Source organism: Streptomyces sp. NPDC088246, from assembly GCF_044741025.1.
Classification (GTDB): domain Bacteria; phylum Actinomycetota; class Actinomycetes; order Streptomycetales; family Streptomycetaceae; genus Streptomyces.
Genome location: NZ_JBIURV010000058.1, coordinates 22,611 through 37,066 on the forward strand (window position 1 = coordinate 22,611; position 14,456 = coordinate 37,066).

The window sequence follows — 14,456 nt, forward strand, 5'->3', positions numbered from 1 at the left end:
CACAGGAGGCATTGCATGAAATCGCTCGACCACGAGCCGGCACTCGCCGCACCGCACGCGCAGGCCGACCACTGGCGATCCCAGCTGGCCTCGCTCACGGAGCCCTCCGGCTTCCTCGCCGACTTCCGGCCGCGGGCCAGCCGTACCGGGACCGAGGCGCGGACCGGTACTCACGCCCTCCGCCTCGGTACGGCCCTCACCGAACGGCTCGACCGAATCAGTCGCGGCAAGCCCGAGATGCTCCATGTCGTCCTCACCAGCGCGCTGGCCGCCCTGCTGTGCCGCCACACCGGCCAGGACCAGGTGGCGGTCGCCCAGCCGACGCGGGGAGCCGCGCCCGAGTTCGCGGGCGGTCCGCTGCTGGTGCGCGTGACGCCCGACGGGACCCTGCGCGAGCTGCTGACCCAGGTCTTCGCCGCCGTACGTGAGGCCGAGCGGCACCAGGACTTCGCGGTGGCCGCCCTCGCCGCCGAACTGGGGCGTGCCGACGTCTTCGAGACCGCGCTGGAGCTGGCGGGGTTCCACGACCCCGGTTACGCCGCCCCCGGCGGCACCCGGTTCGTTGCCGCACGCGAGGACGGCGAACTGGTGGTGAGCCTCCATTACGACCGCCACCGCTTCGCCGAGGCGTCCATGCGGTGCGTCGGCGCCCAGTACGCGCTGCTGCTGGAGGGTGCCACGGCCGAGCCCGACCTGCCGGTGAACCGGATCGAGCTGCGTACCGCCGAGGACGACGCCGTCGTCGAGGCGAGCAATGACACGCGGCAGCCCTTCGACCAGGACGCCACCCTGCACGGCCTGTTCGCCGCCCAGGCGGCCCGCACTCCCGACGCGCCGGCCCTCCTGACCGACGACACGACCGTCACCTTCGCCGAACTCGACGCCCGCTCGGACCGGTTGGCACACACACTGCGCGAGCGCGGGATCGGCCCGGACGCCGTCGTCGCCCTGATCGCGGAGCGCTCGGCGGAGCTGATCACGGGCATCCTCGCCGTCCTGAAGGCGGGTGCCGCCTATCTGCCGGTCGACCCCGCCTACCCGCGCTCCCGCATCGACTACCTGCTCGCCGACAGCTCCGCCCGCCTCGTCCTGCACCAGGCCCGCTTCGCCGATGCTGCCGGCGACACCCCGAGGATCGACCTGGACGACGAGGCGGCGTACGTGGGCGGCACCGGCCCCGTCGAACCGCCGGCCGGCGCCGGTGACCCCGCCTACGTCATCTACACCTCCGGGTCGACGGGGCGCCCCAAGGGTGTCCAGGTGGAACACCGCAGTGTCGTCAACCGACTGCACTGGATGCAGCGCGCCTACCCCGTGGGCCCCGGCGACGTCCTGCTGCAGAAGACCTCCGTCTCCTTCGACGTCTCCGTCTGGGAGCTGTTCTGGTGGTCCTTCACCGGAGCCGCCCTCGCCCTGCCTGCCTCCGGCGCCGAGAAGGACCCGACACAGCTGCTGGCCGTGATCGACCGGCACCGGGTCACCACCGTGCACTTCGTGCCCTCGATGCTCACCATGTTCCTGGGACACCTCGCCCGGTTCGGCGACGGCACCGGACTCGGCACCCTGCGGCAGGTCTTCACCAGCGGCGAGGCGCTGAACCCGGCCCAGAGCGAGAAGTTCGCCGAACTAGTCCCCGGCGCCCGGCTGGTCAACCTCTACGGCCCCACCGAGGCGACGGTGGACGTGACCCACCAGCCGGTGGCCGGGCTCGGCGACCTGGCCCGGCTGCCGATCGGTCGGCCCATCGACAACATCCGGCTGTATGTGCTGGACGCCGAGGGACAGCAGACCGCCGTGGGCATCCCCGGCGAACTCCATGTGGCGGGCGTCGGCGTGGCACGCGGCTACCTCGGGCGGCCCGAGCTGACCGCGGAGAAGTTCGTCACCGGCGAGGCGGTACGGTCCGCGACCGGCGAGGAGCGGCTGTACCGCACCGGGGACCGGGCCCGCCGGCTGCCCGACGGCACGATCGACTACCTGGGCCGGATCGACCTCCAGGTGAAGGTGCGCGGTTTCCGGGTGGAGCCGGGCGAGATCGAGGAGCGGCTGTGTGCCCACGACCGGGTGCGGGACGCCGCGGTCGTCGCCGTGGACGACGGATGGCAGACCTCGCTGCGCGGCTTTGTCGTCCTGGACGGCGAGGCGAGCGAGGCGGCGCTGAAGGAGCACATCCGCCAGGAGTTGCCGGAGTACATGGTTCCGGGCCGCGTCCTCGTGCTGGACGAGCTTCCGCTCACGCCCAACGGCAAACTGGACCGGGCGTTCCTGCGCAGCCCCGAAGCGCTGCGCAGGAAGGCGAGCGCCCATGTGGCGCCGCGTAACGAGCGCGAGGAGACCCTCGCCGGCATCTGGCGGGAGGTCCTCGGTGTCCCGCGGGTCGGTGTGCGCGACAACTTCTTCGCGTTGGGCGGCAACTCGATCCACTTCGTGTCCGTGCTCGCCAAGTCCCGTGCCAGGGGTCTGGACTTCACCTTCCAGCAGCTCTTCCGGCACCAGACCATCGCACAGCTCGTGGAGTCCATCGACGGCGGCGACCCGTCCGCGACCGTGGTGGCGGACGTGGCGGCCCGTGGCGCCTTCCAGCCGTTCGAGCTGATCTCCGAGGCGGACCGGGCCCTGCTGCCCGAGGACGCGGAGGACGCCTACCCGCTGTCGATGCTCCAGGCTGGCCTGATCTTCCAGACCGAGATCACCGGCGGTCTCGGCCAGTACCACGACGTGCTGAGCTACTCGATCACCGGTGCGTTCGACGCCGACGCGTTCACCGAGGCCGTACGGCGATTGACCGACCGGCACCCGATCCTGCGCACCACCTATCACCTCACCGGCTACAGCGAGTTCCTCCAGATCGTGCACCGCGAGGTGCCGCCGCCACTGACCGTCGACGACCTGCGCCACCTCGACGCGGACGGGCAGGAGGTCTGGCACGAGCGGTGGCTGGCCCGCGAGAAGTCCCGCGCGTTCGTGTGGGAGGAGGGCGGCCTGGTCACCCTGCATGTGCAGGTGCTCGGCGAGGAGCAGTACCGGTACACGGTCAGCCAGCACAACTCGGCGCTGGACGGCTGGTCCATCTCGCTGCTGCACACCCAGCTGTTCGAGCTGTACCACCTGATCCGTGAGGGCCGCGAGAGCTCCCGCCCGCCGGTCGACAACCATCTGCGCAACTTCGTCGGCCTGGAGCAGGAGGCGCTGCGTTCCGCACAGTCGCGGGACTTCTGGCGCCAGGTGATGGAGGACCCGCGGCCCGCCTCCGTGCCCCCCAGGCCCGGTGCCGGGCACACCGACGACTTCACCGTCGTCCTGCGTGACGTGCCGCTGCCCGAAGGCCTCGCCCAGCGCATCGAAGCCACCGCCGACGCCCTGTCGGTGCCCTTCAAGGACGTCCTGCTCGCCGCCCATATGAAGGTCCTCGGACTGGTCTCGGGCCAGGACGCGGTGATGACCGGGTACGAGCACAGCGGCCGGCCCGAGCTGCCCGGCGCGGAGACCACGCTCGGCCTGCATCTGAACACCGTCCCCTTCCAGGTGGCCCTGGCGGGCGGCAGCTGGGCGGACCTCGTGCGCCGGGTCTACAGTGCCGAGCTGGACCTGCTGCCCCATCGCCGCTACCCCATGGCGAAGATGAAGCAGGACCTCGCCACTCAGCGCACGCTGTTCGAGACCACCTTCAACTTCACGCACTTCTACCTGCTGAAGAACCTCAGGCAGCTGCCCGAGTTCTCTCTGCTGGGCATGCGCGTTGACTCGGAGACCGAGTTCCCCTTCCGTACGGAGTTCTCCCGCAACTTCTTCTCCGACGAGGTCGAACTCTGCCTGCACTACCACACCCACCTCTACGACGAGGAGCAGATCGACCGGATCGGCGGCTACTTCGTCCGCGTCCTGCAGTGGATGACGAGCGAGCCGGACGCGCCGCACGAGGCACGGCAGTTGCTCGCCGAGGAGGATGCGGCACTGCTGGGCCACACCGTCGCCGGACTCCGTACCGAGGTCGGCGCGACGGACTCGGCCGCCGGCCCGGCCTCCGCGGCGACCCTCGCCCGCATCCGTACGGCCTGGGCGTCCGTCCTCGGCGTGCCGGACGAGGAGATCGGGGCCGACACCGACTTCTTCGCCCTGGGCGGCAACTCGCTCTCCGCCCTGCGTGTGGTCCTGGAACTGGACGGCCTTGTCACCCTCTCCCACATGACCCGCGTGTCACGGCTGGCCGAGCTGGCCGCGCTCGTGGACACCCGCGAACAGAACGACGAGGAGGAACTGCTGCACCTGCTGTCGGCCACCGCCGAAGGAGCCCGCGCGGCGGTGATCTGCGTGCCGTACCCCTGCGGTCACCCCGTCAACTTCAAACCCCTCGCCGACGCCATCGGCGAGCTGACCGGCGAACTGGTCGTCTACGGCCTCGAACCGCCCGGGCACAACCCCAGCCGTCCCGGAGAGTTCACCGATGTCATCGAGACGGTGGAGCGGACGGTGGCGGAGATCGAACGGAGGGCCGACCTGCCCCTGATCCTGTGGGGCCACTGCGGTGGCGCGGCGGTGACCGTCGAGCTGGCCCGGCTGCTGGAGGAGCGCGGCTTCGACCTGCGGCACGTCTTCATCGGCTCCAAACTGCTGCCGCCCGCCGCCGAGATGCGCGAGTCCGTCGAGATGATCGAGAGCTGGACCGACGACGAGATCATCCGCTACATGGTCGAGGAGACCGGCTACAGCGAACTGGACGGCCTCGATCCGCGGTACGCGTCCTTCACCGGAGATCTTTTCCGGCACGACGTGTGCGGGGGCTACCGCTACTTCATCGGCCTGACCGACAACGGGCCCGACTGGCGGATCGAGACCCCGGTCACCGTCGTCGTCGCCGACGACGACAAGGGACTGACCCACGCGGCCGAGGAGTTCCGCTGCTGGGAGCGCGTTGCCGACCACGTGGACTTCCACCGGCTGGCATCGGGCGGCCACTACTTCGTACGCGGGAACCCCGCCGGGACCGGAGAACTCATCCGACGGGTCTGGGCGTTCGCCGCCGAACAGGAGAACTGACATGCAGATTCCCGTGCTGTGCTTCCCCTTCGCGGGTGCCGGTGCCTCCGCGTTCCGCCGCTGCCAGGAGTACGGCAGTGACACCGTCCTCATCACGCCCGTCCAACTGCCGGGCCGGGAGGAGCGATTCGGTGAGGAGCCGTACACCGACGTCGTCGCGGCGGTGGACGACCTGCTGCCGTCCGTGCTGGACCAGGTGGCCGGCAGCCCGGCCGTGGCCCTCTTCGGGCACAGCCTCGGCGCCGTCCTCGCCTACGAGATGGCGCACCGCATCAGCGCGCTCGGCCGGCCCGAGGTGGTCAAGCTGTTCGTCAGCGGTTCCCCCGGCCCCTGGACGCAGCGGGAGACCCGCGCCACTGGCCTGAGCGACGAGGAGTTCCTGCGCCAGGTCCGCGACTTCGCCGGCTACTCCCACCCCGCGCTCGAACACCCCGATCTCCGGGAGATGCTGCTGCCACCGTTGCGGGCCGACGTCGAGATGCACGAGAACTACCGGGCGCCCTCGGACAAGCCGCTGACGGTACCGGTGGTCTCCGTGCGGGGCGCGAGCGACGAACTGGTCTCCCGCGAGGAGGCCGCCGAATGGGAAACCTCCACCACGGCCGGCTGCCGGCAGGTCGAACTGCCTGGCGGACACATGTACCTGGTGGACTCACCCGCCGACCTGGTCCGGCTCCTGGACGCCGAACTCGCGACGCCGGGGGAGGGCCGATGACCCCGGTGCTCTCCGCCGGCCCCCTCGCGGGCAAGGCAGCGATCGTCACGGGCGCGGCCCGCGGTATCGGCCGGGCGTGCGCGCTGGCCTACGCCCGAGCCGGGGCCGACCTGCTCCTCACCGACATCGGCCACGACCTGGAAGGGGTGCCCTACCCGCTGGGCACCCCCAGCCAGTTGGCCCACACGGCTCGGCTGTGCCGGGAGCAGGGGATCACGGTCATCACCGCGGAGGCGGACGTCCGCGACCTGGACGCCGTGCGGAGGGTGACCGACAGCGCCCTGGACCGGTTCGGCCGGATCGATGTGCTGCTCAACAACGCCGGGATCGCCGCCCCTTCGGGCAAGACGGTGCACGACATCGCGCCCGACGAATGGGACCTGATGCTCGACATCGACGTCTCGGGTGCCTGGCGCATGATCCGGTCCGTGGGCGCCGCCATGACCGGCCGCCGCTCGGGCAGCGTCATCAACGTCGCCTCCACGGCCGGACTGGTCGGATACCGCCATTTCGCGGGCTATGTCACGGCGAAGCACGCCCTCGTCGGGCTGACCAAGGCGGCCGCCCTGGACCTCGCGCCGTTCGGGGTGCGGGTCAACGCCCTGTGCCCCGGCTCGGTCCGCGACGACGACGCGGCCGAGGGAACCATGCTGACCGAGATCGCCCGGTCCCTGGAGGTGCCGGTCGAGGAACACGAGGAGACCTTCGTGGCGGCCCAGCCCATGAACCGGCTGATCGAGCCGGAGGACGTCGCGGGGGCGGCCGTATGGCTCGGCTCGGACGACGCACGCCAGGTGACCGGTACGACCGTGACGGTCGACGGCGGATTCACCAGCCGGTGACGAGGGAGGAGGAGCAATGAGGAAGACCGACACGGACCGGCTGTGCCAGGCCGTCGCGCTCCGCGTGCACGCCGGGGCCGACCCGCAACAGCTCGGCCGCGCGCTCGCACACGCCGCGGGCGGCGCCCGCCTGTGGGTGCAGGACGTGGTGGGCGACGCCGACAGCGAGGCCGCCGCCCTGCACCGGGAACGCGAACTGTCCCGCTCCGTGGACCCACACGTCGGCCCCGGCCTGCGAGCCGTGCTGCTGCGCTACACGGACGCGGTGGCCGACCTGGTCGTGGTCGCCCACCGCGCGGTCCTGGTCGACCCCTACCACCTCGTCCAGGCGGTCCTCGGCGACGCGGACGCGCCGGCCCCTGTGCCGACGGAGCACGGCGAGCGGCTGCGCGAGGCGGTGAACGCGCTCGACCGCACGCAGGCACCCGCATGGGGGCTCGGCACGGACGGTGACCCGAGCACCGGCCGGCACACCTTCACGGTGCCCGCGGACGGCGGCCTGCCCGCCGAACTCACCCTGCGGGCCGCGCTGGGCCTGGTGCTGGCCCGCTGCACCGGGCGCGACGAGGTATGGATCGGGGTGGACGCGGAACACGCCCTGACCTTCACCGCCGACGGGTCGCTGACCGTCGCGCAGTACCTGGAACGTGTACGTCAGGCCGTCCCGGCACCCGGCCCCGCTCCCGTGGTCGGCCTGTTCATCACCGACGCGCCCGAGGCACTCACCGGCGAGGGAGTGAAGGCGGAGACCATCGACGTCCGCCCTTTCCTCACCCCCCTGCACCACCTGTCGGTGCACTTCGCCGACGACGGCTCCACGGTCCTCGCCGGGACCTGCCGCTACCGGCGCTCCGCCTTCGACGACGACGCGGTGCGCTGGCTCACCGGCATGCTGGCCACCGCCCACCGCTCCTTGGTGGCGGCCGATCCCGGCACCCCGCTGGCCGGCCTCGCTCTGCTCGACGACTCCCAACGCCACGCTCTGGCCCGGCTGGGAGGCCTGGGGCGCACGGTCCACGTGTCCGACGACCGGATCGAGCAGACCGTGAGCGGCTGGGCGCGGCGACGCCCGGACGCACCCGCCGTCACCTTCGAGGACCGGACGCTGACCTACCGGCAGCTCGATCAGGAGTCCGCCGGATACGCCGCCGGACTGCGGAACCTGGGCGTGCGGGCCGGCGACCGGGTCGGCGTCTGCCTGGAGCGCTCACTCGATCTGGTGGTGGTGCTGCTCGCCGTGCTCAAGGCGGGCGCCACCTACGTCCCGATGGACCCCGCCTATCCGCAGGAACGACTTGCCCACACCACCCAGGACGCCGAACTGAGCCTGGTGGTGACCGAGTCCGGGGAGTTCCCGCGCGGCGAGGACGTCCGGCTCGTGCCGCCCTCGACCCTCGCCTCGACGCAGCAGCCGGACGACGCGGCGGCGCCGCCGTCCGCCGACGCCCCGGCCTACGTCATCTACACCTCGGGTTCCACCGGCCGTCCCAAGGGTGTCGGAGTAGCGCACCGCAACGTCGCCGCGCTGCTCGCCGCCACCAAGGACGACTTCGGGCTCGGCACCGATGACGTGTGGACGCTCTTCCACTCCAGCGCGTTCGACTTCTCGGTGTGGGAGATCTGGGGCTGCCTCATGACAGGCGGCCGGCTGGTCGTCGTACCGTACTGGGCCTCGCGGGACCCCCGGCAGTTCGCCGCGCTGCTCGCCGACGAGCGGGTCACCGTGCTCAGCCAGACGCCGAGTGCCTTCGCGCAGTTGACGCAGCTGGACCGGGAGGAGCGGATCTCCGGCTCGGTGCGCCTCGTGGTCTTCGGCGGCGAACCCCTGGACACCCGTCCCCTCAGGTTCTGGCTGGACCGCCACCCGGAGCAGGAGTGCCGCCTGGTCAACATGTTCGGCATCACCGAGACCACCGTGCACGTCACCGCGCAGACCGTCACCCGGCGTGAGGCGCTCACCGGCTCCCGGTCCGTGGGCCGCCCCCTGCCCGGCTGGCATGTGTACGTCCTCGACCCCGAGGGCCGCGAGCTGCCGCCCGGCGTGCCGGGCGAGATCTACGTCGGGGGCCAGGGCGTGGCCGGACGGTATCTCAACCGTCCGGAGCTGACCGGGCAGCGCTTCCTGCCCGACCCGCACGCACCGGGACCGATGTACCGCAGCGGCGACCGCGGGCGACTGCTGCCCGACGGCCGGCTGGAACATCTCGGCCGGCTCGACAACCAGGTGAAGCTACGCGGCTTCCGTATCGAACTGGACGAGATCCGCGCCCGGTTGCTCGACGCCCCGGCCGTCGATGCGGCGGCCGTGGTGCTCCGCGAGGGCACCGACGGGGACACGGCAGGGGCCCGGCTGGACGGCTATGTCGTCTTCCGCGCCGACGGCACCGCCACCGGTGACCTCCAGGAGGTACGCCGACACGCGGCCCGCTTCCTGCCCGACCACATGGTGCCGTCCACGCTCACCGAGCTGTCGGCACTGCCACTGACCCCCAACGGCAAGGTGGACACCGCCCGGCTGCCCCTGCCGCTCGCGGACGAGGCCGCCGGTGCGCCCGAGACCGTCGGTGACGACCTGCCCTCACGTCTGCGCGCGGTATGGGAGAAGCTCTTCGGCTTCCGGGTCGGCCCGGACGACGACTTCTTCGCGCTCGGCGGCAACTCCCTGCTCGGCGTACGCCTGCTGGCGGCGATGCGGGAGCAGGGCCTGCCCACGTTCCCGCTGCCCCAGCTGTATCTGCACCGCACGGTGACTGCCCTCAGCGCGGTCCTGGAAGCGACGGAGGAACGCGCGTGACCCTGCTGCTGATCGGTGCCGGATCGCAGGCCTACCGGGGATACCTGCTCCGCTCCGTGGCCGAGGAGTACGACGTCCACCTGCTCGCCGACCGGGCGCCGACCTGGGAGGCACCGTTTCTGCGCGGGCACACCATGGTGGACACCGCGGATGTCACGGCGTTGCGCGAAGCGGCCCGAGCGCTCTCCTGCGAGGGCGTGCTGACCTGGGACGACACTCGGGTCGTGCAGACCGCCCGGCTGGCGGAGGCGCTCGGGCTGCCGGGCGCGGGACCTGAGGCGGCCCTGTGCTGCCGGGACAAGCGGGCCACTCGGGAAGCCCTGGCCCGCGCCGGGGTGCCGCAGGCCCGGTCGGTCCTGGTGACGTCGCTGCCGCAGGCGCGCGCCGCAGCCGCGCGGGTGGGCTATCCGCTGGTGCTCAAACCGCGCGCGCTGAACGCCAGCACCGGAGTGGTGAAGGTCGAGTCGGCGGATGCGCTGGCCCGTGCCTTCCGGCTCGCCCGGGCGGCCACCGCACCGGGAGCGGTGGAGGTGGCGCCCGGCGACGTTCTGGTGGAGGAGTACCTGGACGGCCCCGAGATCAGTGTGGACGCCGCCTGGCACGAGGGCCTTATGACACCGGCGTTCGTGGCCCGCAAGGAATGCGGATTCCCGCCGTACTTCGAGGAGACCGGCCATTTCGTCGACGGCCGGGACCCACTCCTGTCGGACCCGCGGGTGCTGGAGACGGTCCAGGCGGCACACACCGCGGTGGGCTTCACCACGGGCTGGACCCATACCGAGCTGCGGCTCACCGCCGACGGCCCGAAGGTCGTCGAGATCAACGCCCGTATCGGCGGCGACCGCATCCCCGACATCGGACGGCTCGCCCTCGGCGTCGACGCGGCACGCACCGCCGCGCAGGTGGCCTGCGGGCGCCGACCGGATCTGGCGGTACGTCGTCATCAGGTTGCCGCCGTGCGGTTCCTGTACCCGGAGGCGGACTGCATCGCGCGCGAGGTGTGCCTCGAACCGGGCGCGCTGCCCGACTCGGTGGACTCGGCGGTGGCGATCGCGCTGCCGGGCCAGGAACTCAGACTGCCCCCGGCCGGTCATGTGTCCAGCCGGTACGCGCTGATCACCGTGGGGGCGGAGAGCGAGCAGCAGTGCCGCGCCGATCTGGACAAGGCTTCCGAGGCCGTCCGGCTGGAGGTGCTGCGGACCCTGTGAGGCCGGCGTAAGGACCGGGCGGGACGACGCCGGGACGCCCCCGCGGCCGTCCCGGCGTTCCGCCCGGCACAGGTGGTGCCGTCTCCGACCTTGAGGCGCGAGTGACCTACGGGTTGCTCAGGAGGCCGTTATCCACCGCCGTGACGAAGGTGCTCCAGCGGTCGGCGGCGAACGAGAGGTTCGGGCCGAGGGGGGTCTTGCTGTCCCGTACGGGGATGACGGTGGCCTGGTCGTCGGAGACCTCGATGCACTCGCCTCCGTCCTGGTTGCCGTAGCTGCTCTTACGCCAGGTGGTGGTGCTCAGATCTATGGTTCGCACGGTGATTCCTCCAACATGGCCAGGACGAATTTCAGCGACTCGGCCGGAGGCAGCGCCAGGTCGCGCATCGCATCGTATGCACGCTGCAAGCGCTCAACGGGAGCGTTTTCCTCGATGAATCACCTCGGTAGCCGTTCTCCGTATAGGCCACGGCACGGCCGTCCGCCAGTCGCAGGAACATCACGGTGGCATTCACCGACCCGTGCAGTCCGGCGCTCAACGGGAGCACCTGTAGCGTCACTCTGGGCCGCTCGGCTACTTGCGCCACGTACTCCAACTGCCTCTGCCACTCGCCCAGGCGTGATACGTGCTCGGATCTTGGACAGGGGGTCGGGTGAACGGCGAAGGGCGCGACCGTCCATGATCACGTGATTCCACTCGCCTGATCGTGAATGCTGCGCCCGCATGCCATCCTGCCCGACCCTGCCCACGCCGCGCCAACTTGCCGATCAGCACGGCCTCGTTCTTGAGGAGCTGTGCACATCCGAACGACTCCCGTCATGGCTGGAGGCGGTTCGGGCTGTCCCCGATCCACGCACATCTCACCTGGTCACGCACGCCTGGCCGACGCTGCTCGGCCTGTTCGCCTGCGCCATGCTGTGCGGGGCGCGCTCGAAGTCCCCGACGGCCGCCCCAACCGGCTGCCGGTGGCCACGACCCTCATCCGCGCGCTCGCCCAGGTGGACGCCGATGCGCTGGACGCCGCCGTCGGCGCGTTCGTCCAGGCCCAGGCCACCGACCCGCTGGCCGGCATCGCCGGAGCCCCGCCCGTGCTGCAACTGGCCGCGGACGGCAGGACCGTGCGCGGCACCCGCGACAACGAGGGCCTGCAACTGCACCTGCTCGGCGTCTACCAGGTCGCGGCGTGATGCTCGCCCAGCGCGAGATGCGCCACAAACCTCACGAGACGGTGCACTTCACCGCCGCCCTTGACCTGATCGCCGACATCGCCGGCGCGATCGTCACCGCCGACGCCCTGCACACTGTTGCCGGCCACGCCCGCTACCTGCACCGGCGCGGCGCCTTCGGCCTCTTCCCCGTCAAGGGAAACCGCTCCACCCTGTTCGCGGCGCTGGACACACCCGACTGGGACGAGACCAGCCAACCCGGCCATCACCCTGCACCGCACCGAGGAGACCAACTCAGGCCGCCACCAGATCCGCACCGTGCGCGTGCAGCCCCTCGTGCCGGGCCAAGCCCTGCTGGTAGAGCGGTACACCACCGGACGCGGCGACGGAAAGATCCACGCGAACGCCGAACTCGGCATCACCACCGCCCCGTCCGCTGTCACCGACACCGCCGTCCTCGCCCGCTGCGTCGGCGGCCAGTGGGCCATCGAGGCCCAGCACTTCGTCAGAGACGTGACCTTCGGCGAGGACGCCTGCCGTGCCCGCACCGGCAGCTTGCCCTGGGTCCTGCCAACCCTCCGCAGCCTGGCGATCAGCCTCGCCCACCTCGCCGAGTGGACGAACAACGCCGCCGCCCACGACCACTACCGCAACGACCCCGCCGACGCCCTACACGAACTCGGCCTCACAACGCGAGCACACATCACGCCTGGGTGGCGGGCTCTGGCCACCACCCGGCGAAATCACCTGCGCCCACCGTTCCCCCCGCGGCCCCGCCGTATGGCGGGTTCGCGGTCGGGGGGTGCCCCTATGGGGCGTTTCCCCTAATCCAGTGCGTAAGCAGACGGCCCGGGACCATGCAACGACCCGGGGCAACTGCTCGCACAGGACAGCGAATGCCTGGATCCCCCTGGCCGTCAAGGCCTCCTCAAAGAGCGGCATCGCTGTCCGTTGCCGGGTTCGCGGTGATGACGCGGGCGCCGGGCTGATGCCTCCGTTTCCCCGGGCCCTTGAGGCCTCTGTCAAGAGCGGCGCAGCCCGGCGCCTCCGTGGTCACCGTGAAACTCGCGTGGACTGCTCGACCGTTGATCGTCACGGCGCGAGCCCGCTCCAGGGTCGACCTCTTGTTCATCCGCGAGCCCGCGAGCTCTGCCGAAAGATCGAGCCCCTGGAGTTCGCTGGTGTCGCGAACGGCTACTGAGATGGCGGACGAACGAGTCCTTGGATTAGGGCGCCGCGTGACCCGCATGTGCTCGTGACCTGCATATACGGACGGATCTGGGAGGAAAGCTTGACCGTGTTCTGCGGTATCGACTGGGCGGAGCGTCACCACGACGTCGCCCTCGTCGACGAAGCCGGCACTCTGCTCGCCAAAGCCCGTATCACCGACGACGCGGCCGGCTACCACAAGCTCTTGGCCCTCTTGGCCGAGCACGGTGACAGCCCAGACGATCCGATACCGGTGGCCATCGAGACCAGCCACGGCCTCCTGGTTGCGAGCCTGCGCACCGGCAGCCGTCGGGTCTTCGCGATCAACCCGCTCGCCGCCGCCCGCTACCGCGACCGCCACGGCGTCAGCCGAAAGAAGTCCGACCCGGGCGACGCCTTGGTCCTCGCGAACATCCTGCGCACCGACATGCACGCCCACCGACCCCTGCCGGCCGACTCCGAACTCGCCCAAGCCATCACGGTCCTGGCCCGAGCCCAGCAGGACGCCGTCTGGACTCGGCAGCAGGTCGCCAACCAGGTCCGCTCGGTCCTACGCGAGTATTACCCCGCTGCTCTGCTGGCCTTCCAGGGCAAACAAGGCGGTCTGACCAGGGCTGACGCCCGCGTCATCCTCACGCTGGCACCGACCCCGACCAAGGCCGCGAAGCTCACCCTCGCCCAGTTGCGGGGCGCCCTCAAACGCAGTGGCCGCCTCCGCGGCTGCGACGCGGAAGCCGAGCGCCTGCGGGACGTCTTTCGTGCCGAGTACGCCCACCAGCTGCCCGGCGTCGAGGATGCCTTCGGCCACCAGCTCCTGGCCCTGCTCAAGCAGCTGGACGCCACCTGCGAGGCCGCGGACGATCTCGCGGAGGCGGCCACAGCCGCCTTTCACCAGCACGCCGACAGCGAGATCCTGCTCAGCTTCCCAGGTCTGGGGCCCATGCTCGGCGCCCGCGTGCTCGCAGAGCTGGGCGACGACCGGGCACGGTTCGCCGACGCCCGGGCGCTGAAGTCGTACGCCGGATCCGCCCCCATCACCCGGGCCTCTGGCAAGAAGCGTTTCGTCGGCCGCCGGTTCGTCAAGAACCACCGCCTCATCAACGCCGGCTTCCTCTGGGCCTTCGCCGCCCTCACCGCCTCACCGGGAGCGAACGCGCACTACCGACGCCGACGCGAGCACGGAGACTGGCATGCCGCCGCACAACGGCACTTGCTGAACCGCTTCCTCGGCCAGCTCCACCACTGTCTCAAGACCCAGCAGCATTTCGACGAACAGCAGGCCTTTGCACGGCACTGTCACGTTGACTGACCGGGTGGGATGATCTTCTGGTTGGTCATGCTGGGAGGGGTCGTCCGTGGACAGCGCATCGCCGTCGTACAAGGGGCACTGGTACCCGGTCGAGGTCATTGCCCACTGTGTGTGGCTGTACCACCGCTTCCCGCTGTCGTTCCGCGAGGTCGAGGAGCTGATGCTCGAGCGCGGC

At 71.0% G+C, this 14,456-nt stretch carries 10 protein-coding genes and 2 pseudogenes; 9 read left to right on the top strand and 3 right to left on the bottom strand.

The window, feature by feature from the left end; translation table 11 throughout:
* Nucleotides 1-15: 15 nt before the first annotated feature.
* Genes ACIPEK_RS39820 through ACIPEK_RS39840 form a run of 5 tightly spaced genes read left to right on the top strand, consistent with a single transcriptional unit; the run spans nt 16 to nt 10,596 of the window.
* Nucleotides 16-5,037: an amino acid adenylation domain-containing protein gene (locus ACIPEK_RS39820; RefSeq protein ID WP_402006857.1), complete on the top strand. Its 5,022-nt coding sequence runs from the start codon at nt 16-18 to the stop codon at nt 5,035-5,037.
* A 1-nt stretch (nt 5,038) separates the two neighbouring features.
* Complete coding sequence (locus ACIPEK_RS39825) at nt 5,039-5,752, top strand: alpha/beta fold hydrolase (RefSeq protein WP_327277184.1); 714 nt, start codon at nt 5,039-5,041, stop codon at nt 5,750-5,752.
* Nucleotides 5,749-6,594 (top strand): SDR family oxidoreductase, encoded by an 846-nt coding sequence (locus ACIPEK_RS39830; RefSeq protein ID WP_402006860.1) that lies wholly within the window; start codon nt 5,749-5,751, stop codon nt 6,592-6,594. The genes ACIPEK_RS39825 and ACIPEK_RS39830 overlap by 4 nt, the downstream gene beginning before the upstream one ends.
* Nucleotides 6,595-6,610: 16 nt before the next feature.
* Nucleotides 6,611-9,388: an amino acid adenylation domain-containing protein gene (locus tag ACIPEK_RS39835; protein ID WP_402006863.1), complete on the top strand. Its 2,778-nt coding sequence runs from the start codon at nt 6,611-6,613 to the stop codon at nt 9,386-9,388.
* Entirely contained in the window at nt 9,385-10,596 is a 1,212-nt protein-coding gene (locus tag ACIPEK_RS39840) for an acetyl-CoA carboxylase biotin carboxylase subunit family protein (protein ID WP_402006866.1), read from the top strand. Before ACIPEK_RS39835 ends, ACIPEK_RS39840 begins: the two co-directional genes overlap by 4 nt.
* 106 nt (nt 10,597-10,702) lie before the next feature.
* Here the strand turns inward: ACIPEK_RS39840 and ACIPEK_RS39845 are convergent, their stop codons facing one another.
* The gene (locus ACIPEK_RS39845; RefSeq protein ID WP_402006869.1) at nt 10,703-10,915 is read right to left on the bottom strand and encodes a DUF397 domain-containing protein; all 213 of its coding nucleotides are present in this window, start codon (nt 10,913-10,915) and stop codon (nt 10,703-10,705) included.
* Nucleotides 10,903-11,207, bottom strand: a pseudogene (locus ACIPEK_RS39850) (Scr1 family TA system antitoxin-like transcriptional regulator); the annotation flags it as partial. The pseudogene ACIPEK_RS39850 and the gene ACIPEK_RS39845, both read right to left, overlap by 13 nt.
* A 355-nt stretch (nt 11,208-11,562) precedes the next feature.
* On the opposite strand from ACIPEK_RS39850, the gene ACIPEK_RS39855 reads away from it, so the two are divergent.
* On the top strand, nt 11,563-11,784 hold the full coding sequence (locus tag ACIPEK_RS39855; protein ID WP_402006872.1) for a hypothetical protein: 222 nt from the start codon (nt 11,563-11,565) through the stop codon (nt 11,782-11,784).
* Here the strand turns inward: ACIPEK_RS39855 and ACIPEK_RS39860 are convergent.
* Nucleotides 11,766-11,912, bottom strand: coding sequence for a hypothetical protein (locus ACIPEK_RS39860; RefSeq protein WP_402006874.1), 147 nt, complete (start codon nt 11,910-11,912; stop codon nt 11,766-11,768). The two genes, ACIPEK_RS39855 and ACIPEK_RS39860, sit on opposite strands and share 19 nt — an antisense overlap.
* Before the next feature lie 169 nt (nt 11,913-12,081).
* Between ACIPEK_RS39860 and ACIPEK_RS39865 the strand changes: the two genes are divergently transcribed.
* The 3 genes and pseudogenes from ACIPEK_RS39865 to ACIPEK_RS39875 all read left to right on the top strand — a co-directional run.
* Nucleotides 12,082-12,591 (top strand): hypothetical protein, encoded by a 510-nt coding sequence (locus tag ACIPEK_RS39865; protein ID WP_402006877.1) that lies wholly within the window; start codon nt 12,082-12,084, stop codon nt 12,589-12,591.
* A gap of 448 nt (nt 12,592-13,039) precedes the next feature.
* Complete coding sequence (locus ACIPEK_RS39870; RefSeq protein WP_402006889.1) at nt 13,040-14,281, top strand: IS110 family transposase; 1,242 nt, start codon at nt 13,040-13,042, stop codon at nt 14,279-14,281.
* Nucleotides 14,282-14,327: 46 nt separating this feature from the next.
* Nucleotides 14,328-14,456 (top strand): annotated as a pseudogene (locus ACIPEK_RS39875) (IS6 family transposase); the annotation flags it as partial.